Below are 21,993 nucleotides of genomic sequence, written 5' to 3'. Positions count from 1 at the left end.
AATTACCCCCCTGGCAGCTCCACTCCGTTATTCCGGCGCCGGTAGACGACCACCGCGATGGCGAGCGACACCAGCAACGCACAGGAAAACAGCCACAGCCATACATTGATACGCGCCCATGCGGCGCCGGCAAACCAACCCAGCAAGAGCAATAAGCCGGACTTGGGCAGCGTCGCCAGGAGATTGAAACCAAGAAACAGCCCGAGCGGAATTTTTGCCGCGCCGGCGCTTAACAACACCACGAACCCCGCCGCATGCGTCAGCTTCGCCGTGACCAGCACGCGCCCGGGATGGCGGCGAAACCGCGCCATCAGCGGCTCCAGCTGCCGGCCGCCCTGGAGGTCGAAACGGCGCCGCAGCAACAACGTGGTGATGCGCCCACTCCGGCCCAGCCCATAGAGAATCACGTCCCCGGTCAGGTCGCCCGCCACGCTGACGGCATAAACGCCGCTGATATGCAGCAGTCCCTGGGATGCCAGGATCGCGCCAAAGACTGTCGCCATCGGGCCTTCCACCAGAACGGCGATAAACAGGGCGGCGTATCCGTAGTTGGCAATGGCGGTCGATATCCATTGCGGCATAGTCCCTCCCGGCATCATTGTTGTTCGCCATTTACCAATACGCTATTTCGCGCCGATATTCTGCGGTAGAAACCATACTATAGAGTTGTTACTGGCATATTACCAAGCTTTGACGAATAAAAATCGGCGGTGCTTTTTTTCTGGCGATGTATGATGATTAAAGATTAAGACCGGTATTTTAATAGCCGGCTTAATCTTTTAATTAAGTAATGTATTAATGCACCGCGATGATTTCTAAAACGCCATTTATTATAAACTGCACCCCTACGCATACCAGCAGAAAACCCATTAATCGGGATATGGCATCGATACCGCTTTTGCCAATCAGGCGCATAATAACGCCGGAGCCGTTCAGGCAAATCCAAAGGATAAAAGAGATGGTGGCAAAGGTCAGCGCTGGACTGACCAGCAATACCCAGCTTTCAAACCCCAGAGAATTATCTTTTAACGTGGAAACCGAACTGATGATCATGGCGATGGTGCCGGGCCCGGCGCTGCCCGGCATGGCCAATGGCACAAAGGCAATGCTTTCCGAACCCTCGTTCAGCATCTCTTGATGTTTGGCATCCACTATAGAAGATTTTTCATGGCGGGGATGGGGAAAAAGCATGCGAAAACCGATAAACGCGACAATCAGCCCGCCGGCAATCCTGAGTCCCGGGATGGAAATGCCAAAGGTGTTCATCACCAGCTGGCCGGCATAAAAAGCGACGATCATGATGAAAAAGACGTACACCGAGGCCAGAAACGCCTGATGTTTGACTTCTTTATAGCTCATGTTGCCGGAAAGGCTTAATAACAGCGCAACCGATGTTAACGGATTCACCAGCGGCAACAGCAATACCAAACCCAAGGTTACCGCTTGCAACAATTGGGAAAGTCCTAACATGGGGCGTACCTCAAACAATCACAGGAACAGACGGCGCATAGCTTAGCATGAAAAAATTACCCTGGCATGGCGCGGCAGGGACAATATTGGCTGACTGCTGTTATAAGCATCTCCTGTAAATAGGTTATATCTTAACGAATGTTAACGGCGGCGAAATAGTGATTCCCGTCCGGAACAGGGTAATGATAAATTTAATTTAAGCGCCGGCGTGGCGCGAATAAGTAAAAATACCGGCGGGCAATGATCCATGCCGCCATGACCGCCGCGCCGCTAATGCGGCGCGCAGGCGCCGGTACGGTCAGCGCCAGCCCAGGCCGGGCGCGACATGGTGCAATATCGCCTCGATCACGTGCGCGTTATAGTCGACGCCTAACTGGTTCGGTACGGTTAGCAGCAGCGTGTCGGCCTCGGCAATCGCTTCATCCTGCGCCAGTTCCTTTATCAGCACATCCGGTTCGGCGGCGTAGCTGCGGCCGAAGATGGCGCGGGTCTTTTCGTCGAGGAAACCGATCTGATCGCCGTCGCGGCTGCTGTTGCCGAAATAGGCGCGATCGCGCTCGTCCATCAGGGCGAAGATGCTGCGGCTCACCGATACCCGGGGCGCGCGCGTATGCCCGGCTTCCTGCCAGGCCGAGCGGTAGGCGCGGATCTGCGCGGCCTGCTGCACATGGAACGGTTCGCCGGTCTCGTCATCCTTTAGCGTGGAGCTTTGCAGGTTCATCCCAAGCTTTGCCGCCCAGACCGCGGTGGCATTTGAGCCGGCCCCCCACCAGATACGCTCGCGCAGGCCGGCGGAGTAAGGTTCGAGACGCAGCAGTCCCGGCGGGTTGGGAAACATCGGCTGCGGATTGGGCTGGGCGAATCCTTCTCCGCGCAGCACCTCAAGCAGGGTTTCGGTATGGCGCCGGGCCATATCGGCATCCGTCTCGCCTTCGGCGGGCCGGTAGCCGAAGTGGCGCCAGCCCTCGATGACCTGCTCGGGCGAACCCCGGCTGATGCCGAGCTGCAGGCGCCCGCCGGCGATAAGGTCGGCCGCGCCGGCGTCCTCGGCCATATAATGAGGGTTTTCATAACGCATATCGATAACGCCGGTGCCGATCTCGATACGGCGGGTCCTGGCGCCGACCGCGGCCAGCAGCGGGAACGGAGAGCTGAGCTGGCGGGCGAAGTGGTGCACGCGGAAATAGGCGCCGTCCGCGCCCAGTTCCTCGGCGGCGACGGCCAGCTCAATGGATTGCAGCAGCGCATCGGCGGCGGAGCGGGTCCCCGACTGAGGGGAAGGCGTCCAGTGGCCAAACGACAAAAATCCAATCTTCTTCATGGCGTATTGTCCTTCTCTTCAGAGTGGCTGGCCGGCATGGTCACCATAAACCTTAGCAATGAGGTTAAATAAATACACAATACTGCTAAGAATTACAACGCCGGCCGTTCAGGCCATCCTGAGAAAAGCGCGCCCCGCGACTCCTGGCGGCGCGCGGAGGTTTCCACCGGTTATACCGGCAGGCGCCGGCGCAGCGCAAAGCCATACATGACGGCCGAAACGAGCGCCATGGCGCCGGCCACCACCAGCGCGGGGACAAAACCGCCGAACTTGTCGACCACCACGCCGGTGACGATGGGCGAACAGGCGCCGCCGAGGAAGCCGCCGAAATTCTGGATGCTGCCCACAGAGGCGACCAGGCGTCTGGAGGTGACGGCTTCGGCGGCCAATGTCCAGTAGTTGCCGGAGGAAAGGCTGTAGGTAAACATGCCGAGCGTCAGCAGCGCCACCGCCAGCGCCGGCCCGTTGGACGCGGCGGTGACAAACATCGCCAGCGCGGTCATTACCGCGGCCCCGGCGATGGTGCAGCGGCGGGCCTTGAACGGATCCACGCCGCGGCTCACCAGCCGATCGGAGAATCGGCCGCCGATCAGCACCGCCACGCCGCCGGCAATATAAGGCAGCGCCGAGAGCAGGCCCGCGCGGTTAAGGGTAAAGCCCTGCGCCTGCTGGAGGTAGGTCGGCAGCCAGGTGATGTAGAACCAGAAGACGTATTGCAGGCAAAAGCCGCCGATTACCATGTACCAGGTGGTGGCGTAGGTGAACAGGCCGCTCCATTCGCGCAGCGAAACCCGGCCCCGGCCGGCAAGCGCGGCGTCGCGGCGCTGCTGCTGGCCGGCGCTGATATAGCGCAGCTCGTCCCGGTGCAGCCGGGGATGCCGCTCCGGTTCGCGGTAGATAACCAGCCAGCCGATGAGGGCGATAAATCCCAGCATCCCCATGATGATAAACATTACCGGCCAGCCGAATTGCGCCATCAGCAGTGTCGAAATGGGCGGCGCCAGCGCCAGCCCCACTTGGGTGGCCGCGATATAGGCGCTGGTGGCCGCCGCTTTTTCCCGTTCGGGAAACCAGGTGTCGGCCGCTTTCAGCGCGGCGGGAAATAACGGCGCCTCGCTGATGCCCAGCGCGACGCGCAGGCCGATAAACGCGCCGACGCCGCGGGCAAAGCCGGTAAGGATGGCGACAATCGACCACAGCCCCGCCGCCAGCGCGAGCAACAGCCTGACGCCAAAACGGTCCACCGCCCAGCCGGCGGGCAAATTCATGATGGCGTAAGGCCAGACAAAGGCCGAGAGGATCACCCCCATCATGGCGTTGCTGATATGCAAATCCCGCATAATCTGCGGCGCCGCCACGGAGAGATTGCCGCGATCCAGATAATTGGTAATAGTGAGTAGTGCAATGATGCCAATAATGAGCCATCGCAGATTATGGTGTTTAGGCCTGGTCAGGTTCAGGTATGCCGGCGCGGTATTTTCATGCGCATCGGCCGCGAATGCAGAGTGATAAGATTTCATCGCCGTTCGCCTCCATCGCGCCGGGTACGGGGGCGCTGGGCTATGATTATGGGCCTGCGTCCCAGCGTGGACGCAGGCCGGAGTGGCTTTACCCCATCAGGTGATCAAAAGCCTGTTTGATCTGGTGTTTCAGCGCTTCGCTGACCGGCTGCATCGGAGGACGCGGCTGGAACAGCGGCACCCCTTGCAGCGACTGGATATATTTTACGCAGGCGGGCAAATTATCGTGGGGCAGCGTATTCCACAGCCCGGCCAGGCCGAAATGCAGGGCGCGCGCGGTGGCGTGATCGTTGTTTTCCACGGCGGTAAACAGGTCATGCACCACTGAGGGCACCGCGCTGGTCAGCGCCGAAATCGCGCCCTGGCAGCCCAGGGCAAAAGCGGGATACAGCAGCGCATCCACGCCGCTGAGGATAATTTTATCCGGGCAGCTGAGCAGCAGATCGGACACGGCTTTCAGGTCGCCGGAGCTTTGCTTCATGCCCACCACGCCGGGCACTTCATCCATAATGCGGCCCATCAGCTCCAGGCTGAGATAGTTCCAGGGGATAACGTTATAGATAAGGATAGGAACGCCGGTGGCATCGTAGATTTCACGAAAATGCCGCACCGTGGCCTCGGCATCCGGCTTGAACAGATAGTGCACCGGCGTGACCTGCAGCGCATCGAGTTTCATGCCGGCCAGCATTTTGACGCGGGCAATCGCCTGGCGGGTGCTGTTAACGATAAGTCCCGCGACGAAGGGCACGCGGCCATTATTAGCTTCATATGCCTCGGTCATCGCCTGTTTAAATTCACTGTCGGAGAGCGTATGGCCTTCGCCGGTGCTGCCGCCGACCACAATCGCGCCGGCGCCGCTGTTGATAATAAAATCAATCTGCGGTTTCAGCCCGCCGGTCACCAGTTCACCCCGGGCATCGAACGGCATGGCGATAGGCGGCAGCACCCCGCGCAGTTTAGCCTTTAGCTCAGCATGGTTATTCTGACTCATTTTACACTCCTGTTATGGGGATGTTGCGAATACGATATACATCTATTAATGTGAGATAATTTTTCTTTGATCAATACTAAATCCATCAATATGGGATTTAAATCACATTTAATAGCAATAAAATCCAAATAAAATAACCACTATTATAAAATAATTACATTCAACTTTATGATTAATAGCTATTTAATCAAATAACGAAATGAAAACCCAAGCGTAGCCGCAGTAAAATCACAGTGGGTTCTATTTACATTACGGTATATAACCGTAAAATTAATTATTCATATCCCACATTATGGGATTTACGCGATGATTATGGCGCCGGGTCAGAGGACACGCGCCGCGTTTTCATGAGGAGGCAGGCGATGGAGCTTACAGGCAACCTGATTATTGGCAGCGAAATGCAACAAGGGGGCGGCACGCGGTTCTACGCCGCCGATCCCGCCGGCGACAGGCCGCTGGCACCTGATTTTTATGATGCCGCGCCCGCGCAGATCGATCGCGCCTGCCAACTGGCGGAACAGGCCTTTGATGTTTACCGCGCGCTGCCGCTGACGCTGCGCGCCGATTTCCTGACGCGCATCGGCGACAATATTCAGGCGTTGGGCGATGCGCTGATTGCGCGCGCCGTACAGGAAACCGGGCTGCCGCGCGGGCGTATCGAGGGCGAGCGGGCCCGTACCCTTGGACAGCTGGCGCTGTTTGCCGAGGTGGTGCGGCGCGGGGAATTTTTGCAGGTCATCATTGAACAAGCGCTGCCCGCGCGCAAGCCGCTGCCGCGCCCGGACTTACGCCAGCGTCATATCGCGCTCGGGCCGGTGGCCGTATTCGGCGCCAGTAATTTTCCGCTGGCGTTTTCGGTTGCCGGCGGCGATAGCGCCTCGGCGCTGGCGGCCGGTTGCCCGATTGTGGTCAAGGCGCATCCGGCGCATCCCGGTACCAGCGAGCTGGTGGGACGGGCCATCCAGCAGGCGGCGGAGCAACTGCGGCTGCCGCCCGGCGTGTTTTCGCTGCTGCATGGCGCCGAACACAGCGTGGGCGAACGGCTGGTGGCGCATCCGCTGATCCAGGCGGTAGGCTTTACCGGCTCGCGGGCGGGCGGCCTGGCGCTGGTGGCCCAGGCGCGGCAACGCGCCGTGCCGATACCGGTGTATGCCGAAATGAGCAGCGTTAATCCCCAGATCCTGTTGCCGGCCGCGTTGGCTCACCGGGGCGCAGCCATCGCCGGCGGCTATGTGGAGTCGCTGACCTTGGGCGCCGGCCAGTTCTGCACCTGCCCCGGACTGGTGTTGGCTATCGACGGCGAACCGCTGCGGCATTTCTGCCAGCAGGTAACACTGGCGCTGCGAGAGAAGCCCGCCGCCACCATGCTGACCGGCGCCATCTGGCGGGCATGGCGGGAAAACACCGCGGCGCTCGGCGCTGCCGGCGGCGTCGGCCGGCTTGCCGCGGGACAACCGGCGCGGGCGCCCAACCAGGCGCAGGCGGCGGTGCTGGTGACGGATGCCGGCGATTTCCTCGCCCAGCCGTCGCTGAGCCAGGAAGTGTTCGGACCCACTTCACTGGTGGTGCGCTGCCGGGATAACCGGCAATTGCTGGCGGTGGTACAGGCGCTGGAAGGCCAGCTGACCGTCAGCCTGCATCTGGACGATGCCGATCACGACGATGCGCGGGCGCTGCTGCCCACCCTGGAGCGCCGCGCCGGACGGCTGCTGGTCAACGGCTTCCCCACAGGAGTGGACGTGGGTTACGCCATGGTGCACGGCGGTCCCTTCCCCGCCACCAGCGATGCGCGCACCACGTCGGTGGGCGCCGGCGCCATTAGCCGCTTCCTGCGTCCGGTCTGTTACCAGGATTTCCCCGCCGCGCTGCTGCCCCCGGAACTGCGGCCGCATGGCGCCGCGCCGGTATAAGGCGGCGCGCCGGGCGTGATTGACTCAGCGCGTGAACATCCCGCAATTCGGGATATAATGGCGATGAAGGTTTTTTTTAAGCAAAAACGGCGCATGCGCGCTGGCAAAGGGCGGCCACGCCCGGACCTGGCCCGGGCATGGTAAGCTAAGCGACGGTAGGTAAGCCATCGCGGTGGTCCGTTATCTGATGCAGGGAGTAGGTATGAAAACACGCGCCGACGCTGAGGTCGCCCAGCAGGCATCGATCAAAAGCCTGATCAAGGTTATGCAAATCCTGGAATGCTTCTCCCAACGCGACGCCGATCTGACGCCGGCGGATATTGCCGCGCGCACGGGATTGCCGCGCGCCACCACCCATCGCCTGGTGTCGTCGCTGCGGGATATCGGTTTGCTGGAACAAAACGGCAAACGGGATACCTACAAGCTGGGCATGAAATTATTTCAGCTGGGGAGCCTGGTATTGCAAAACCTCGATCTGGACAGCCATGCCCGTCCTTATGCTACCCGGCTGCAGCTGATCACCGGCGAAAATACGCATCTGTGCATTTTTGACGGCGCGCAGATGGCCTTTGTGGAACGGCAGGCCATGAACAGCAGCGGCAATACCATGATAACCCGCATCGAGGCGGCGCCGGTGCACTGTACCAGCGTCGGCAAGGCGTTTCTCGCCTGGCAATCCGCCGGCCTTATACATAAAATCATTAGCGATTCCCTGCCGGAACGCACGCCGCACACCATTACCGACGGCGATCTGCTGCTGGCGGAACTGCGGCTGATTCATGAACGAGGCTGCGCTTACGATTTGCAGGAAAATGAACTTGGCGTGCACTGCGTCGGCGCGCCCATACGCGGCGCCAATGGCCAGGTTTTCGCCGCGCTCAGTGTGTCCGGGCCGGCGGAACGGTTGCCCCTCCCCCGCCTGGAGGGACTGGCCGGGCTGGTGATGGAGACCGCCCACAAAATTTCGCTGGAGCTGGGCTGGTTGCCGGGCCGCACTGTCGCCGCGGCAACGGCATTCACGCGCCACGATAGCCGCCCGGACCATGCCGGCTGATAGCGGGACGCCCTAAAAAAAGAAGACCGCCAGGCGGCCTTCTCAGGATAACATCACGACCCGGTGCGCTTTATGAGGTTAGCGCCTCCGTGTCGGGCTGCGCAGGCACGGTCGCCTCGCTGCTGGCCAAACGGCTGCGGGGGACCTTGCTGAGATCGAGAATACCCTTGTCCGATATCGCACCGGCCATCGCCGCGTTTGCCGCGCCAAGCGGGGATTCCCCGGCTATTGCGCCAACCATCGCGCCGCCGGGCACGCCGCCGGTGGCGCCCTCGATAATCCCATTGCCGGGTAAGCCGCCGGCGGGGCCGTCAATGATTCCAACGCCGGGCAAATCTGGGACGGGGTCGCCAATTATGCCATCGCCGTGCAAGCCCCCGGTTAACCATCCAGGCAGTACTCCCCCCAGCAATGCGCCGGCGCTGAACAGCCCACCGGACAGCAGGATGCCGGGCAGCATCTTATCGATTAACGATGCCAGCGGGGTATTGGCGATATACAGCTTTAATGTCCCCGACAGATTGGCGGGTAAGCGTGCCAACTGGGTATCGGAGGCATGGATGATCGCCAAACCCTCGGGTAACGTGGGCAGCTCAGTGAGCATCGTGTTACTGACGTCGAGGCTGGTGAGCGTCGAAGGCAGTTCGGGCAAAGCGGTCAAGTTTGTGCGGTTGGCGGAAAGCGTCTGCAACCCCTGGGGCAGACCGGCTGAAATGCTTTCCAGCGGCGTGTTGCTGACGCTCAGTGTCTGTAATCCCTCCGGCAGAGTATCCGATAACTTCGCCAGGTGCGTATTATCAAGGTAAAGCGACGTCAGCGTCGGCGGCAAGCTTGCCGGCAAGCTTGAAATATTCAGGCAGTTCAGGTTCAGATAGGTCGCGCCGCGTTCCAGACAATCTTTTAGCATAAGCACGGCTTTGTTGCGATATTCAGCCTCGCCGTCCGGCGCCAGCTTAGCCCAGTTGTCCCACTCGGCCAATAGAGCGTTATTTTGTTGTGTATCAGCGTGGTCAAATCCATTTACAATTCCCGGAGAGAGACCGGCGGATGAGATTGCGGGGATATCCATATATTTCCTCATTGAAGTGCGTCGAAAATGTGGCACTGAAGAATTCTCAGGTCTGTTTATATCCAGCGGCATGCCCAGGTCTCACAGGCCGGCGGGTGTCCGCCCTGTGCTGGCCGCCGCCAAACACCATAAGCGTAGATATTGATTTATGGATGGGTTAAGTCATTATGGTAAAAGAGATAATGACCACGGCCGGCGATGGTTCTTTTCCGGCGGGTACAACGGCGAAATATTCATATAAGCACAGGCTGGTAAGCGGATAATGATAAGCCAACAACGGCGCGCGGATTTGTTATTAGTGGCAACAACGTTAATTGCGGGTTTTGGATGGATCTTCTCCAAGGAATCGTTACAGGGAATGCCGACGTTCGGTTTTATCGGCGCGCGGTTTTTACTTGCCGCCGCGTTCCTGCTGCCCTTTTGCTTCGGCCGGCGAAACCACATCATCCCGGCGGCGATCCCCGGCATTATCGGCGTGGGTTGCCTGCAGGCGGTATCGCTATTGCTGTGGATCTATGCGGTATCGCTCAGTCATGCCCTGGGAGAAGGCGCGTTTATCATGAGCCTGTCCATGCTGTTTGTGCCGTTGGCGGCGTGGATTCTATTCAGGATGCCGCCGTCGCGCCCGTTTTGGGAATCGTTGCCGCTGGCGCTGGCGGGTCTGGCCCTGCTTACCCTGACCCACGGCTGGCAACTTTCCGTCAGCCAGTTCTGGTTTCTCTGCGCCGCGCTGGCCCAGGCGGTATATTTTTGTGTGAACAGCCGTTTTGCCCGTTTAATGCCGGTATTGCCCTTAACCTGTATCCAGTTGTTTTGCACCGGCCTCTGCGGCGTGGCGCTTTCATGGTACTACGAGACATGGCCCGCCGCGATCGGCGCCGATATTTGGCTATGGTTCGCGGCCAGCGCGATTATTGCCACCTCGTTACGATTTTTATTGCAAATGGCGGGGCAGAAAAAAACCAGCGTGGCCAATGCCGCCATTATCATGGTATTGGAACCGGTATGGACCGTTCTGCTCGCGACCCTATGGTATGGAGAAAATATGCCGGCGCAAAAGGCCGTGGGCTGTTGCCTGATTTTGCTGGCGTTAATACTGTATCGCGGCCGTCAATACCTGCTGCTGAAAAAAATTAACGCCTAGCGGCGCGGCGCCTATATCTTGATTTCAGGTTTATAAAGTACATTACGGCAATAGCCGGCCCTGGGTTGTTTATTTTCGGCGCCATTTAGCCTCACGTCCTAATATATAATCATTAGTTATTAACCATAACTTAATAGTAATACCCAGTCCGTGGCATTTCCGCTATTTTTCGGGGAACAGCGGCTTTTTACCCGCTGATTATTCTAATAATCACTTCTCCATTAGGGCAGGAATAATGAGCATAAGCGAACATAACGGCGCGGCAATCGTCCCGCCTGAAGAGCCGCGGGCGTCCCGCTGGTGGCAACAGGAGGACTGGTGGTCGATCATCCTGGCGCTCGCGTTAATCGGGACCGCGTTTGTCCTGTTTTCACAGGGCGGCAGTATCAAATGGCTGGCTACCGCGCCGGCGAAATGGACCACCCTGGATGAGGCGGGCCGGGATCTGGTCAGCCGCCTGCCCGCGCTGGCGGGGCTGTACCTGGTCTGGGCGGTGCTGCTTACCGTCAGCGGCGCCATTATCGGCCACCGGCCCGGCACGTTCCTGGCCGGTTTTACCGTGCTGTTTATTGTGGCGGTATTTATTTTCCAGCTCGGCGCCTGGGCCAGCGCCTCGCGTTATAATCTGGAACCGCCGCTGCTGGCCCTGGTGCTGGGTCTGGCGGTGTCCAATCTCTGGCGGATACCGGACTGGCTGGCGCAAAGCCTGCGCGTGGAATACTTTATTAAAATCGGCATCGTGCTGCTGGGCGCCACGCTGCCGCTGACGCTTATCCTCTGGGCCGGTCCGGTGGCGATCGGACAGGCGGCTATCGTGTCGCTGGTCACCTTTTTTGTCATCTATTACGCCGCCCGCCTGCTGGGGCTTGAGCAGCGTTTCGCCGCGGTGCTGGGCGTCGGCGGCGCCGTTTGCGGCGTATCGGCGGCCATCGCCGTGGCGGGCGCGGTGCGCGCCAAACGCGAGCAGGCCTCGGTGGCCATTTCGCTGGTGATTATCTGGGCTATCGTGTCGTTGCTGGTGCTGCCGTTCGCGGCGCGCGCGCTGGGGCTTTCCACCGGCGTCGCCGGCGCCTGGATAGGCACGTCGGAATTTGCCGACGCGGCCGGCATCGCGGCGGCGCAAACCTACAGTGATTTTGCCGCCCATTCGGCCGGCGCCATCGCCGGCAAACCGGATGCCGCGGTGCAGGCGTTTACCCTGATGAAAGTGATTGGCCGCGATATCTGGATCGGCATCTGGGCATTTGCATTGGCTATCGTCGCCACCACCCGCTGGCGCAACGCGGATAATGACATCGACGCCAGGACCGGGGCGGCGGAAATCTGGCAGCGCTTCCCCAAATTCGTGTTGGGTTTTGTGCTGGCCTCGCTGTTCGTTACCTGGCTAAGCAGCCACTACACTCTGGCGGAATACCGCACCACCCTGACGCCGGCCTTTATCGCCCCGATCACGGCGCTGCGCACCTGGGCGTTTATTTTCTGCTTTTTAAGCATTGGCCTGAGCACCCGCTTCTCCCGCCTGACCAGCACCGGCCTGCGGCCGTTTTGGGCATTTACCCTCGGGGTCGTGGTCAATGTCATCCTCGGTTATTTCCTTTCCGCCCATGTCTTTGCGGACTTTTGGAACCAGCTGGGTAATCTGTAATGGCACGGCAAAACCACGCTGTCCGCTGTGCGCACTGTCGTTTTTGCCGGCGCGAACGGGCCGAGATGGAACGTAAGGTGCCCGGGCTGTCGGCGCTGGGGTCGGCCTTCGGCGCCAGCCTGGGGGACTCCCGCCTGTGCCTGCATCACGACAGGCTGGTTTCGCCGGACGACCGCTGCGCGGCATTTGCCGCCACACTGATAACGCTACTCTGAAGCCACCGAGGTATGACGTGAAAACACGCCTGTTAACGACCGGATTGCCCTTAGGCATCCTCCTTTTTTCATCAACGCTTGCCGCGCAAACGCTGGTGTATTGTTCGGAAGGCTCCCCCGAAGGATTCAACCCGCAGCTCTTTACCGCGGGCACCACATACGATGCCAGCTCGATACCGATATACAACCGCATCGTGCAGTTCAAAATAGGCACCACGGAAACACAGCCGGGATTAGCGGAGAGATGGGATATCAGCGACGATAAAAAAACCTACACCTTTCATTTGCGCCATGGCGTGAAATGGCAGAGTAATGCCGATTTTACCCCCACGCGCGATTTTAACGCCGACGACATCCTGTTTACCTTTAATCGCCAGAAAGACGCCGATAACCCCTATCACAATGTCTCCGGCGGCAACTATCAATACTTTTCCGGCATGGGTCTGGACAAGCTTATCGCCAGGATAGAGAAGGTCGATGATGATACCGTCCGTTTTGTCCTGAACCGGCCGGAATCGCCGTTCCTTGCCGACCTGGCAATGGATTTCGCCTCCATTACCTCCGCCGAATATGCCGCGAAGATGCTGAAGGCGGGCACCCCGGAAAAAATCGATCTGCAGCCCATCGGCACCGGACCTTTCCAATTAGTGCAATACCAGAAGGATTCCAAAATTGTTTACAACGCGTTTGCCGGCTATTGGGGCGAGAAACCCAAAATAGACCGTTTGATTTTTTCCATTACGCCCGATGCGTCCATACGCTACGCGAAACTGCAAAAAAATGAATGTCAGGTCATGTCATTCCCCAACCCCGCCGATATCGCCAAAATGAAAGACAATAAAGACATCGTGGTAAAGGAACAGGCGGGCCTGAACGTCGGCTATCTTTCCTTTAACGTGGAAAAAAAACCGCTGGACCAGCTTAAGGTCCGCCAGGCGCTAATCCAGGCGGTGGATAAGCAATCCATCCTTGACGCGGTCTATCTCGGCGGCGGACAGGCGGCGAAAAATCTCATCCCCCCGATCCTGTGGGGCTATAACGACGCCGTGCAGGACTATCCCTACGATCCGGCCAAGGCCCGGCAATTACTCAAGGAGGCGGGGCTGGCGGACGGGTTCGCCATCGACCTGTGGGCCATGCCGGTACAGCGTCCTTATAATCCGAATGCGCGCCGCATGGCTGAGATGATCCAGTCGGACTGGGCAAAAATCGGCGTCACCGCCAGGATTGTCACCTATGAATGGGGGGAGTACCTGAAACGGGCAAAAAACGGCGAGCATCAGACGATGATGGCGGGCTGGACCGGCGATAACGGCGATCCGGACAATTTTTTCGCCACGTTATTCGGCTGCGACGCCGCGCACAATGGTTCCAATTACTCCAAATGGTGCTACCCGCCTTTTGAGACAGTGATCCAGGCCGCCCGGATCGAGTCGGACCCGCAAAAACGCGCCGCCCTGTACCGGCAGGCCCAGGTGATCATGCACGACCAGGCGCCCGCGCTGCTGATTGCCCATTCCACGGTCTACGAGCCGATCCGCAAGGAGGTGAAGGGCTATATCGTCGATCGCAAACATCATTTTGAAATCGTCTCGGTCGAGTAAACGGCGCGGTCGGGCTGATGAAGCCCGGCCGTTTCTCCCCCCTTCCCTCCTTGGCAAACATCTGCTGGTCTGCATCCCATGTCCGCTAAGATTCATCAACCCCGCCGGGGAAAATATCTTTCCCGGCGTTGCGTATGGCGGCGATATGCGCGGGGCCGATGCCGCAGCAGCCGCCGACCATCGTGGCGCCCTGGCCGACCCAGCGGCGGATCCACTTCAGGTAGTTTTCCGGACTGAGATCGTCCCTGAGACGCGAAATGCCGGCATAGGGTTCATCGGAAGGAGGCTCCGGCATAAAGGCATTGGCGTAGACCCCAAGCGCCGCCGTGGGGGTTGCCGATGCGTCAATGACGCGCCGGGCCGCGACGATCGCCTCGCCCATCGCCTCGGGCTGGCTGCAGTTAAACATTATTCCGGCGGCGCCCGCCCGCAGCGTCGCGGCCGCGGCGTCCGCCACCGGTTCCCCCGAGCGCAGCTCCGGCGGACCGGTGCGCCCGGCCTCGTCCTTAAGAGTATACGCGACATACACCGGCAGAGGGCTGACACGCCTGACCGCGTTCAGCGCCGTCAGCGCCTCGCGCGTCGAACTCTGGGTCTCGATCAGCCAAAAGTCGATCCAGGGGGCCAATCCCGCGATCAGCGGCGTCAGTATTTCATCCGCGCGGGCGGGGATGAATTTATCCGGCCGATAGCTTTCAAACAGCGGCGGCAGCGAGCCGGCCACCAATATGGCGGACGGCGGACGGGCGGCGCCGGCCTGGTCGGCCACGCTGCGCGCCAGTTGTCCCGCCAGCCCGGCCAGCGACCTGGCCCGGCGGTGAAAACGCGCCTCCCCCAGCATATGCGGCACCAGCCCGAAGGTATTGGTGGTCAGCACCTGGGCGCCGCTGTCGGCGTAGATTTGATGGGCGCGCGTGACATACTCCGGCGCCTCGATCAGCGCCAGCGCCGACCATTCGGGCAGGCGGAACGGCGCGCCCAGCTGTTCCAGCAGGCGGCCCATGCCGCCATCCAGAACAGTGATGCCGCGGCGGGTGTTTTTTTGCTCGGCGTTGCTCATGATTTGCGACTCCTGAATAAAGTGAAGTGATGCCGCCCGCGCAGGCTCACCGGGGCGTGCCGCGCTGCGGGTAACCCCGGCCGAAACGGCGTTCCAGCCGCCCCTGGAACAACTCGAGCACCATGGACATCAGCCAGTAAATGGCCGCCGCGGTCGTCAGCATTTCCATATAATGATAGGTGCTGCGGCCATAGGATTGCGCCAGGAAATTCAGCTCCCATAGCCCCATCAACGACACCAGCGACGAGTCTTTCAGCATGGAAATAAACAGCGACCCCACCGGCGGCACGATAATCCGCAGCGCCTGCGGCGCGATAATATGGAAGATAATCACCCCGCGCGGCAATCCCAGCGCCATGGCGGCCTCGGTCTGGCCCCGGGGCACGGCAATGACGCCGCCGCGAATGGTTTCGGCCAGGTAGGCGCCATAGTTAAGCGAGAGGGCTATGATGCCGGAGCTGAAGGCGCCGAGCACAATGCCCGCCTGCGGCAGCGCCAGATAGATAATCAATACCTGCACCAGCAGCGGCGTGCCGCGAAACAGCGAGGTATAAAACGTCGCGCAGCCGAAGGCGACGGCGCTGGACGACAAGCGGCCGGCGGCGGTCGCTATGCCCAGCAGCGTGCAAAACAGCATCGACAGCGCGGTAATCACCAGGGTTAGGGCCGCGCCCTGGATAAAGCCGTCCGGGGACAGGCGCAGGCCAAGCATAAACGGCAGTTTTTGCCCTATCAGCGCAAAATCCAGATCCAGACGGGAAAACAGCCCCAGCAGCAGCGCCAGCAACAGCGCCCAGGTCAGGGTGGCGCGCAGCCGGAACCCGGCGCGGCCCTGCCGCGCGAACGCGGCGCCGTCGGGAGCCGGTTTTTCCGTGCCGGCGACGGACGACGGCGGCATTACTGCGGCGCCCGGGTAATATCTTCTCCCAGCCAGCGGCGCGAAATCTGCGCCAGCGTTCCGTCGGCGCGCAGGGCGTTTACCGTATCCGCCACGGTCTGATCCCATTGCGCGTCCCCTTTATCGGTGGCGACCCAGTTTGGCTCGGCATACAGCTCGCCGGCGATGCGGAAACGATCGCTTTTGGCGATACGCGCATTGGCGGTGGCCAGGTCGGACACTACCGCGTCCAGGCGGGCGCCGGCGCCCAGGGCCAGGTTCTGGAACGCGACGGTTTCATCCGTCGGCACCACCTGCACATGATCAAACGGGAAAACAATGGGACGGGCGCCGGGGATCACCAGGCTTTTATTGAGGTAACTTTCATAACTGGAGCCAATACCGACACCGACTTTTTTATTGGTGAGGTCGGCGGCGCCCTTAATATTTTTCTCATCTTTATTCACCACCAGCACCGCCGGCGAACTGTAATATGGCACCGGAAAATTAAGGACTTTCGCCCGTTCGGTATTGGGGGTCATGGAGCAGATGCATATATCCCAGCGCCCCCGCCATTTGCCGCCGACGATGGCCTCCCATCCCGGCGTGGCCAGCTCGAGCTTTACGCCCAGTTTTTGCGCCACGGCCCTGGCCACATCGACATCAAACCCGGCCAGCTGGTTATTGTCATCGATAAAACCAAACGGCGGATAATCGTTTACCAGTACGTCGCGCAGCACCTTGGTCTGGTTAACCCGGTCCAGGGTGGCGCCGGCATAGGCCGCGGAAGCGGCGGTCAGTGAAAAAAGCGTTAAAAACGTCAGGGCGGTTAACAAGCGCTGCATAATTTTTCCTGCCGGGGTAAGGGAGTGACTGTCATGACCTCACCATACAGAATGGACGGAATTTGCAAAATATCATCGCAGCATATCTTATATATTTATCAGCTAACAACTTGAAATGACGTTGAAAAGCGCGGCGCAGGCGGTTCGGCCGCACGGAAACGGGATGCGCCGGGGGATGGTATTAACCGCGCCAGGATAGCGTGCCGGCGCCGCCAGGCGCGTGACGGCGTCGCCATCCTGTCCCGGTTTTACGCCCGGAAATAAATGTTATTAATTTGTGATACCGCTCATCCGCATCTTTCTGTCATTGCCACTGTGCGGCGAGAGATGGCAATGGCGTAAAGGCGGCGCGCGGCGCCAGGTTCTAGAGTCATAACACTACCTTCCAGGAAGGTTCATGCTTATGATTGCCGGCCACGACCCTACAGCGGCTTTGCCGCAGCCTCAATCCGGAACCGCAATTGCGCCGGACGTCACGACCATGCCGCGTCCTTTTTATTACCCTGTATTTCCCACGCAGTATTATCAGCTGGAGTACATACGATGACATTAAAAAAAATACTCAGTTGTGCCCTGATGGCGTCTTGCCTGGCGTTGGCCGGCACGGCGTCCGCCGAAATCAAAATCGCGCTGGTGGCAAAATCCCTGGGCAACGGCTTCTTCGAGGCGGCGAACGTCGGCGCCCAGCAGGCCGCCAAGGAACTGGGCGACGTGAAGGTGATTTATACCGGGCCCACCACCACCACCGCGGAAGCGCAGATTGAAGTGCTTAACGGCCTGATTGCGCAAGGCGTGGACGCCATCGCCGTCTCGGCCAACGACCCGGACGCCCTGGTGCCGGTATTGAAAAAAGCCATGCAGCGCGGCATCAAAGTGGTGTCCTGGGATTCCGGCGTGGCCAAGGAGGGTCGCCAGATCCATCTCAATCCGTCCAGCAACGACCTGATTGGCCAGATGAACGTACAGTTGGCGGCCGACGCCATCACCGCCCTGGGCCTGCAAAAGGGGGATACGGCGATCTTAAGCGCCACACCCACCTCCACCAACCAGAACCTGTGGATTGCGGAAATGAAAAAAGTGCTGCCGCACTATCCGTCGGTCAACCTGGTGACCGTGGCTTATGGGGATGATCTGTCTGATAAAAGTTACCGTGAAACCGTCGGCCTGCTGAAGACCTACCCCAACCTGAAGGTGATCATTTCCCCATCGTCCGTGGGCATCGTCGCCGCGGCGCAGGCGGTAAAGGACCAGGGCAAGATCGGCCAGGTCTACGTGACCGGCCTGGGCCTGCCCTCGGAAATGGCCGGCGCGGTCAAATCCGGCGCCACCAAGAGTTTCGCCATCTGGAACCCGATCGATCTGGGTTATGCGGCCACGTATCTCGCCTATGATCTGGTGAAAGGCAAAACCACCGCCACCCAGGCCGGCATGGGCCGGTTGGGCAACGTGCAGCTGGATGCCGACGGCAACGGCGCCATGTCGAAGCCGTTTGTCTATGATGCCGGCAATATCGATAAATTTTCCAAAATATTCTGATGTGGGCCCCGGCTTATCCCCGGGCGGGATAAGCCGGCGTTTATGCTGGCGGCAGGGTAATGCGGAGGACGTCATGGCCGATGCCACACCATTGTTAGCGTTAAAGGGGATCACGAAAATCTTTCCGGGCGTGCGCGCGCTGGAAAATGTGCGGGTCGACCTCTATCCCGGCAAAGTGACGGCGCTGATTGGCGAAAACGGCGCGGGCAAATCGACGCTGGTGAAGGTGATGACCGGGATTTACCAGCCGGAGGAAGGCGAGATACTCTATAAAGGCATCCCGGTAAAACTGGTCACCCCGGACGCCGCCCATAAGCTGGGCATTACCGCCATCCATCAGGAAACCGTGCTGTTTGACGAGCTGTCGGTGACGGAGAATATTTTTGCCGGCCACTACCTGGTCAGCGGCGTCTTTAAACGTCTCGACTGGCCGCGGATGCACCGGCAAACCCGCGCGATCCTCAGCCGGCTGGACGTGCAGATCGATCCGCGCGCGGTGTTGAAAGAGCTGAGCATCGCGCAGCGCCATATGGTGGCCATCGCCCGCGCGCTCTCCTTCGACGCCCAGGTGGTGATCCTCGACGAACCGACCGCGGCGCTGTCGCAACATGAAATCAGCGAATTTTACCGCATCGTGGCGCGGTTAAAACAGGAGCGCAAAGCGATCCTGTTTATTTCGCATAAATTCGATGAGATTTTTGCCATCTCGGACTATTACACCGTCCTGCGCGACGGCAGTTATATCGGTTCGGGACATATCAGCGATATGACCGAGGCGAAAATGGTCACCATGATGGTCGGGCGCGAAATCAGCCAGGCCTATCCCGCGCCCGCGCACCAGCCCGGCGACACCGTGCTGGCGGTTCGCGATCTGAGCCATCCGACCGAGTTTTCCGCCATCTCCTTCAAGCTGCGCCAGGGCGAAATCCTGGGGTTTTACGGCCTGGTCGGCGCCGGGCGCACGGAGTTAATGAAAGCGCTGTTCGGCGTCACCCAGCCCAGCCGCGGGGACATCATTATCGGCGGCAAAGCGCGGCGCTTCGCCAACCCCGCCGAGGCTATCGACGCCGGGATCGTTTACGTGCCCGAGGAGCGCCAGCAGCAGGGGGCGGTAATCGCTTTGCCCATCTATCAAAACATCAGCCTGCCGCAGTTGAGCCGGTTGAATCCGCACGGCATCCTCAATGAAAGCAAAGAAATGGCCCTGGCCGACGACTACGCCCGGCGCCTGCAGGTCAAGGCGTTCAGCTGGCGGCAATCGGTGGAAACCCTCTCGGGCGGCAATCAGCAAAAAGTGGTTATCGGCAAATGGCTGGCGACGCGGCCGCGCATCGTGATCCTCGATGAACCCACCAAGGGGATCGATATCGGTTCGAAAGCGGCGGTGCATCAGTTTATGGCCGAACTGGTCGGCCAGGGGCTGGCGGTGATTATGGTCTCGTCCGAGCTGCCTGAAATCATGGGCATGGCGAACCGCATTATCGTGATGCACGAGGGATTGATGGTGGGCGAATTCAACGCCGCCGACGTCACGGCGGAAACGATAGTCAGTGTCGCCAGCGGCGCCGGCCTTGAGGTAGCATAAACGATGAAAACATTACTTAAACACCGCGAACTGTTCCTGGCCGTGGTGATCCTGCTGATGATCCTGGGGGTGGGCGGCCGCGCGCCGGAATTTCTGCAGCCCGGCAACCTGCTGGAAATGTTCAACGATACCGCGATCCTGATTATCCTGGCCCTGGGGCAGATGATGGTGCTGCTGACCAGGGGCATCGATTTATCGATGGCCGCCAACCTGGCGCTGACCGGCATGATCGTGGCGCTGCTGAACTTTCATTACCCGGCGCTGCCGATCGGGCTGCTGGTGGTTATCGCCACGGCCGGTGGTTTAGCGATGGGCGCCATTAACGGCCTGCTGGTGTGGAAACTCGGCATTCCCTCGATTGTCGTGACGCTCGGCACCATGAGTATTTACCGCGGCATTATCTTTTTACTGTCCGGCGGCGGCTGGATCAACGCCCACCAGATGAGCCCCGGTTTCCTGAGCCTGCCCCGCACCCTGTTCCTGCATTTGCCGATCCTTGGGTGGTGCGCGCTCGCCGTCCTGGCCGCGGTGGGCTATTTCATGCGCTACAGCCGCACGGGGCGCGCCATGTATACCGCCGGCGGCAACGCCACCGCGGCGTACTATGCCGGCATCAACGCCGGCAAAATGCAGTTTATCAGCTTCTGCATCTCCGGCGCGCTGGCCGGCTTCAGCGGCTATCTCTGGATCACCCGGTTCGCGGTGGCCTACGTGGATGTCGCCAACGGTTTTGAACTGCAGATCGTCGCCGCCTGCGTTATCGGCGGCATCAGCACCATGGGCGGCATCGGCACCGTGGCGGGTTGCCTGTTGGGCGCATTGTTCCTGGGGGTTATCAATAACGCCCTGCCGGTTATCGGCGTATCGCCATTCTGGCAGATGGCGATTTCCGGCGGCGTGATTGTTATCGCCGTGATGATGAATGAACGCGCCAACCGGCGTAAGGGACGCCTGATCCTGCATGACGCCGCGCTGGCGCCGCAGCCGGGGCTGAAAAAAGAGGGCAGTATATGAACAAGACCTTATCCTCCCATCCGCAGCCCGAGCCGGTCCCGCTGCGCCAGCATCCGTTGGTCCGCCGCCTGCTGAGCTGGGAGGGGTTTCTGCTGGTCGTGACGCTGCTGGTGTTCGCCGTCAACGCCGCCGCATCCCCTTATTTCCTCAATCTCTGGAACCTGTCGGACGCTACGTTTAATTTCACCGAAAAAGCCATTATCGTCCTGCCGATGGCCATGCTGATTATCGCCCGGGAAATCGATCTGTCGGTCGCATCCATTATGGCGCTCAGCTCCACCCTGATGGGATTTTGCGCGCAGGCCGGGCTGGCGACGCCGGGCCTGGTCTGCGTCGGCCTGGCGGTCGGGCTGCTGTGCGGCCTGATCAACGGCCTGCTGGTAACGCGCCTGAATCTGTCCTCCATCGTGATCACCATCGGCACCATGAGCCTCTTTCGCGGCATCACCTATGTGCTGTTGGGCGACCAGTCCATCAACCATTACCCCGCCGGCTTCGCTTTTTTCGGCCAGGGGTATGTGTTCGGCGCGCTGTCGTTCGAGTTCGCGTTATTTATCCTGCTGGCCCTACTGTTCTACTTCCTGCTGCACCGGACCAACTTCGGGCGCCGCACCTTCGCCATCGGCAATAATCCCGTCGCGGCCTATTATTCCGGCATTAACGTCAAACGCCATAACCTGACGCTTTTTGTCCTGGTGGGGCTGCTATCCGGCCTGGCGGCGGTGCTGCTCACCTCGCGCCTGGGCAGCACGCGCCCTACCCTGGCGCTGGGCTGGGAGCTGAGCGTCATCACCATGGTGGTGCTGGGCGGCGTCAACGTACTGGGCGGATCGGGCAGCATGACCGGGGTCATCATCGCCGCCTTTCTGATGGGGCTGGTGACCTTTGGCCTGAGCCTGCTGAACGTGCCCGGCATCGTGATGTCCATTATCGTCGGCCTGATGCTGATAGCGGTGATCTCGCTGCCAATCCTCACCCGCCGCGTTATGGCGCGCAACGGTTAACGCCTCGCGGCATGGCAGAAGAATGGCCTGCGCCCGGATGCTTTGTTGCCAGGCGATCCCACAGAGGGTTAAACCTGCTTTCGCCGGGCTGCTACACTTAACTCACGTTTTTTACCTGAAGGCTAACCC

General features: G+C 60.0%; 19 protein-coding genes. 10 read left to right on the top strand and 9 right to left on the bottom strand.

Going from position 1 to position 21,993, the window contains the following annotated elements; translation table 11 throughout:
- Nucleotides 1-2: 2 nt before the first annotated feature.
- The 5 genes from ACL2XG_RS02075 to ACL2XG_RS02055 form a co-directional block, all read right to left on the bottom strand.
- Entirely contained in the window at nt 3-581 is a 579-nt protein-coding gene (locus tag ACL2XG_RS02075) for a DedA family protein (protein ID WP_410014749.1), read from the bottom strand.
- A gap of 214 nt (nt 582-795) precedes the next feature.
- Nucleotides 796-1,470, bottom strand: a complete 675-nt coding sequence (locus ACL2XG_RS02070) for a MarC family NAAT transporter (protein ID WP_410014748.1) — start codon at nt 1,468-1,470, stop codon at nt 796-798.
- Between the two features lie 298 nt (nt 1,471-1,768).
- Nucleotides 1,769-2,791 (bottom strand): LLM class flavin-dependent oxidoreductase, encoded by a 1,023-nt coding sequence (locus ACL2XG_RS02065; protein ID WP_413723002.1) that lies wholly within the window; start codon nt 2,789-2,791, stop codon nt 1,769-1,771.
- A gap of 170 nt (nt 2,792-2,961) precedes the next feature.
- Nucleotides 2,962-4,311, bottom strand: a complete 1,350-nt coding sequence (locus ACL2XG_RS02060; protein ID WP_413723003.1) for an MFS transporter — start codon at nt 4,309-4,311, stop codon at nt 2,962-2,964.
- An 88-nt stretch (nt 4,312-4,399) separates the two neighbouring features.
- Nucleotides 4,400-5,302, bottom strand: coding sequence for a dihydrodipicolinate synthase family protein (locus ACL2XG_RS02055; RefSeq protein WP_413723004.1), 903 nt, complete (start codon nt 5,300-5,302; stop codon nt 4,400-4,402).
- 362 nt (nt 5,303-5,664) lie between these two features.
- Between ACL2XG_RS02055 and ACL2XG_RS02050 the strand changes: the two genes are divergently transcribed.
- Nucleotides 5,665-7,212 carry an aldehyde dehydrogenase (NADP(+)) gene (locus ACL2XG_RS02050; protein ID WP_413723005.1) on the top strand — a complete coding sequence of 516 codons (1,548 nt, stop codon included), beginning with the start codon at nt 5,665-5,667 and terminating at the stop codon, nt 7,210-7,212.
- 202 nt (nt 7,213-7,414) lie between these two features.
- Nucleotides 7,415-8,266 carry an IclR family transcriptional regulator gene (locus tag ACL2XG_RS02045; RefSeq protein WP_410014743.1) on the top strand — a complete coding sequence of 284 codons (852 nt, stop codon included), beginning with the start codon at nt 7,415-7,417 and terminating at the stop codon, nt 8,264-8,266.
- Nucleotides 8,267-8,336: 70 nt separating this feature from the next.
- On the opposite strand, the gene ACL2XG_RS02040 is transcribed toward ACL2XG_RS02045, so the two are convergent.
- A complete protein-coding gene (locus ACL2XG_RS02040) occupies nt 8,337-9,407 on the bottom strand; it encodes a hypothetical protein (protein ID WP_413723006.1) in 1,071 nt (356 codons plus the stop codon).
- 193 nt (nt 9,408-9,600) lie between these two features.
- Between ACL2XG_RS02040 and ACL2XG_RS02035 the strand changes: the two genes are divergently transcribed.
- The 4 genes from ACL2XG_RS02035 to dppA all read left to right on the top strand — a co-directional run bounded on the left by ACL2XG_RS02035 (nt 9,601) and on the right by dppA (nt 13,943).
- Nucleotides 9,601-10,479, top strand: a complete 879-nt coding sequence (locus tag ACL2XG_RS02035; protein ID WP_410016805.1) for a DMT family transporter — start codon at nt 9,601-9,603, stop codon at nt 10,477-10,479.
- Between the two features lie 235 nt (nt 10,480-10,714).
- Nucleotides 10,715-12,124: a YeiH family protein gene (locus ACL2XG_RS02030; RefSeq protein WP_413723007.1), complete on the top strand. Its 1,410-nt coding sequence runs from the start codon at nt 10,715-10,717 to the stop codon at nt 12,122-12,124.
- A 65-nt stretch (nt 12,125-12,189) separates the two neighbouring features.
- The gene (locus tag ACL2XG_RS02025) at nt 12,190-12,339 is read left to right on the top strand and encodes a hypothetical protein (protein WP_410014740.1); all 150 of its coding nucleotides are present in this window, start codon (nt 12,190-12,192) and stop codon (nt 12,337-12,339) included.
- Nucleotides 12,340-12,368: 29 nt separating this feature from the next.
- Nucleotides 12,369-13,943 carry a dipeptide ABC transporter periplasmic-binding protein DppA gene (dppA, locus tag ACL2XG_RS02020; protein ID WP_410016804.1) on the top strand — a complete coding sequence of 525 codons (1,575 nt, stop codon included), beginning with the start codon at nt 12,369-12,371 and terminating at the stop codon, nt 13,941-13,943.
- An 85-nt stretch (nt 13,944-14,028) separates the two neighbouring features.
- On the opposite strand, the gene ACL2XG_RS02015 is transcribed toward dppA, so the two are convergent.
- The 3 genes from ACL2XG_RS02015 to ACL2XG_RS02005 are packed head-to-tail and all read right to left on the bottom strand — an operon-like array spanning nt 14,029 to nt 16,725.
- Nucleotides 14,029-15,003: a homocysteine S-methyltransferase family protein gene (locus ACL2XG_RS02015; protein ID WP_413723008.1), complete on the bottom strand. Its 975-nt coding sequence runs from the start codon at nt 15,001-15,003 to the stop codon at nt 14,029-14,031.
- Between the two features lie 46 nt (nt 15,004-15,049).
- Nucleotides 15,050-15,901 carry an amino acid ABC transporter permease gene (locus ACL2XG_RS02010; RefSeq protein WP_413723009.1) on the bottom strand — a complete coding sequence of 284 codons (852 nt, stop codon included), beginning with the start codon at nt 15,899-15,901 and terminating at the stop codon, nt 15,050-15,052.
- Nucleotides 15,901-16,725, bottom strand: coding sequence for a transporter substrate-binding domain-containing protein (locus ACL2XG_RS02005; protein WP_413723010.1), 825 nt, complete (start codon nt 16,723-16,725; stop codon nt 15,901-15,903). The genes ACL2XG_RS02010 and ACL2XG_RS02005 overlap by 1 nt, the downstream gene beginning before the upstream one ends.
- 576 nt (nt 16,726-17,301) lie before the next feature.
- Here ACL2XG_RS02005 and rhaS point away from each other — a divergent pair.
- From rhaS to ACL2XG_RS01985, 4 genes are all read left to right on the top strand, one after another.
- Nucleotides 17,302-18,261: a rhamnose ABC transporter substrate-binding protein gene (gene rhaS / locus ACL2XG_RS02000; RefSeq protein WP_413723449.1), complete on the top strand. Its 960-nt coding sequence runs from the start codon at nt 17,302-17,304 to the stop codon at nt 18,259-18,261.
- Nucleotides 18,262-18,334: 73 nt separating this feature from the next.
- Nucleotides 18,335-19,846, top strand: coding sequence for a sugar ABC transporter ATP-binding protein (locus ACL2XG_RS01995; protein WP_413723011.1), 1,512 nt, complete (start codon nt 18,335-18,337; stop codon nt 19,844-19,846).
- Between the two features lie 3 nt (nt 19,847-19,849).
- The gene (locus ACL2XG_RS01990; RefSeq protein ID WP_410014735.1) at nt 19,850-20,860 is read left to right on the top strand and encodes an ABC transporter permease; all 1,011 of its coding nucleotides are present in this window, start codon (nt 19,850-19,852) and stop codon (nt 20,858-20,860) included.
- Entirely contained in the window at nt 20,857-21,864 is a 1,008-nt protein-coding gene (locus ACL2XG_RS01985; protein ID WP_410014734.1) for an ABC transporter permease, read from the top strand. Before ACL2XG_RS01990 ends, ACL2XG_RS01985 begins: the two co-directional genes overlap by 4 nt.
- Nucleotides 21,865-21,993: the final 129 nt, after the last annotated feature.

This window comes from Sodalis sp. RH24 (genome assembly GCF_047324145.1).
Classification (GTDB): Bacteria; Pseudomonadota; Gammaproteobacteria; order Enterobacterales; family Enterobacteriaceae; genus Acerihabitans.
The sequence above is the reverse complement of the archived record's forward strand: the minus strand, read 5'-3'. Positions and strand labels throughout refer to the sequence as shown.

Coding starts and splice junctions, on each gene's coding strand:
- ACL2XG_RS02075 (WP_410014749.1), bottom strand. CDS start 581: ATGCCGCAATGGATATCGACCGCCATTGCCAACTACGGATACGCCGCC.
- ACL2XG_RS02070 (WP_410014748.1), bottom strand. CDS start 1,470: ATGTTAGGACTTTCCCAATTGTTGCAAGCGGTAACCTTGGGTTTGGTA.
- ACL2XG_RS02065 (WP_413723002.1), bottom strand. CDS start 2,791: ATGAAGAAGATTGGATTTTTGTCGTTTGGCCACTGGACGCCTTCCCCT.
- ACL2XG_RS02060 (WP_413723003.1), bottom strand. CDS start 4,311: ATGAAATCTTATCACTCTGCATTCGCGGCCGATGCGCATGAAAATACC.
- ACL2XG_RS02055 (WP_413723004.1), bottom strand. CDS start 5,302: ATGAGTCAGAATAACCATGCTGAGCTAAAGGCTAAACTGCGCGGGGTG.
- ACL2XG_RS02050 (WP_413723005.1), top strand. CDS start 5,665: ATGGAGCTTACAGGCAACCTGATTATTGGCAGCGAAATGCAACAAGGG.
- ACL2XG_RS02045 (WP_410014743.1), top strand. CDS start 7,415: ATGAAAACACGCGCCGACGCTGAGGTCGCCCAGCAGGCATCGATCAAA.
- ACL2XG_RS02040 (WP_413723006.1), bottom strand. CDS start 9,407: ATGCCGCTGGATATAAACAGACCTGAGAATTCTTCAGTGCCACATTTT.
- ACL2XG_RS02030 (WP_413723007.1), top strand. CDS start 10,715: ATGAGCATAAGCGAACATAACGGCGCGGCAATCGTCCCGCCTGAAGAG.
- ACL2XG_RS02025 (WP_410014740.1), top strand. CDS start 12,190: ATGGAACGTAAGGTGCCCGGGCTGTCGGCGCTGGGGTCGGCCTTCGGC.
- ACL2XG_RS02015 (WP_413723008.1), bottom strand. CDS start 15,003: ATGAGCAACGCCGAGCAAAAAAACACCCGCCGCGGCATCACTGTTCTG.
- ACL2XG_RS02010 (WP_413723009.1), bottom strand. CDS start 15,901: ATGCCGCCGTCGTCCGTCGCCGGCACGGAAAAACCGGCTCCCGACGGC.
- ACL2XG_RS02005 (WP_413723010.1), bottom strand. CDS start 16,725: ATGCAGCGCTTGTTAACCGCCCTGACGTTTTTAACGCTTTTTTCACTG.
- rhaS (WP_413723449.1), top strand. CDS start 17,302: ATGGCGTCTTGCCTGGCGTTGGCCGGCACGGCGTCCGCCGAAATCAAA.
- ACL2XG_RS01995 (WP_413723011.1), top strand. CDS start 18,335: ATGGCCGATGCCACACCATTGTTAGCGTTAAAGGGGATCACGAAAATC.
- ACL2XG_RS01990 (WP_410014735.1), top strand. CDS start 19,850: ATGAAAACATTACTTAAACACCGCGAACTGTTCCTGGCCGTGGTGATC.
- ACL2XG_RS01985 (WP_410014734.1), top strand. CDS start 20,857: ATGAACAAGACCTTATCCTCCCATCCGCAGCCCGAGCCGGTCCCGCTG.